General features: G+C 25.2%; 1 protein-coding gene. It reads right to left on the bottom strand.

All coding sequences use genetic code 11. The features are described 5' to 3' along the window. Positions 1–167: 167 nt before the first annotated feature. A complete protein-coding gene (locus GBZ86_RS15860) occupies positions 168–1304 on the bottom strand; it encodes an IS4 family transposase (protein WP_327445296.1) in 1137 nt (378 codons plus the stop codon). Positions 1305–1458: the final 154 nt, after the last annotated feature.

The following is a 1458-nucleotide window of genomic DNA, read 5'->3' as shown; positions in this document are numbered from 1 at the left end:
CACTAGTGTTTAATAATTAAAAAATATTACCATTGACTTTTTTAAAAATACAAATATATTTCTAGTGATATTGATTATATATCTACTAGGAATATATTTCCTTTAAAAAAGTGTGCAACAACCCCTTTATACTTAGGAATATTATACCAATATAGTCTGTAATTAAATTATGTTGGATTAAATACAAGGCTCCAGCAAAATTTATTGGTTGGATATAATTCTAATAAATTTTCTTTTACAGCTCTTTTAATATTAATAAATCCAAAACCTTTAGGGGCTAAGGGTTCCAAAGATTTTAACATTATAAATGTCATTATACCTGTGATTATTTGAATCATTACTGCATTTAAGGAATGACCTACTAATGTTTTAAATCTCAAATTTTGTTTTATCCATTTGAAAAATAATTCTATTTCCCAACGTTTTTTATAAAGCCATGCTATTTCTTCACTAAAAAGATCATCTATATTAGTTATAAAAGTAAGATTTTTACCTTGTTTATCTATAATTTTAATAATTCTATAGTTTTCTTTAGTTTGATAAGTGCCTGGAGAACCTAGTTTTACAACCTTATCATAAATAATTTTAGTGCTAACATCTAAAAGTCTTTTTTCACTGTAGCTTACTTTTAAATCTTCGATTTCTTCTATTATTGCATTATCCTTTAATCTGGTTATAAAATATTTTTCTTCTTTTGTATATTTATCAAACTTATTATAGTGCACATAGGCTTTATCAAGGACGTAAATACAATGCTTTTCACTAATTAAATCATCCATTTTAGTTTTATCATGATCGGCAGCATTTGTAACTACAAATGCATCCGGGATACCTTTATTTAAATCAAACCTTGTATGAATTTTTATTCCTGCTTTTGTTTTGCGAAATAATGCCCAATTATAAAAACTTAACGACATACTTATAGTTGTAGAATCTATAAGTTTAACAGGTCCAAATCTTTTTAAAATATCATTTGCTGAACCAGTATTTAAGTTTTTTGCAATTAACTCACTAAGAACTGGTAAAAACACTTTATAATTTCTTTTTTTATTATGATATGCCAATGTGCTTAAACTAACATTTTTAAGAACTTTTTTAAGTCTTGTTGAAAGACATATACATTTGTTAGTATCTCTTAAACTATCTTTTTGTTCCAAATGATGATAAATCATTGCTTTTAAGTGGTCACTTGTGAAAAATTTAGATACTTTATAATCAGTGTTTAACTTAAAAGTTGAATGTTGTAATATATTCCAATCAATTTGCTCTATAAATTTATCAAATAATTTGCTATAATCAATCACGATAGTCGGTAGCCTCCTTTGTTTTCTGTTTTTGGTAATTATATTAAAACAAAGGTTACCGGCTATTTTCACGTCTAAATTTTTGGTAATTTATAAACTTTTTTCTAATTAAAATTTGTCAATGGTATTTGAATCCAAAGATTAAACACTAGTG

The organism is Clostridium tarantellae (assembly GCF_009295725.1).
GTDB lineage: Bacteria > Bacillota > Clostridia > Clostridiales > Clostridiaceae > Sarcina > Sarcina tarantellae.
The sequence above is the reverse complement of the archived record's forward strand: the minus strand, read 5'-3'. Positions and strand labels throughout refer to the sequence as shown.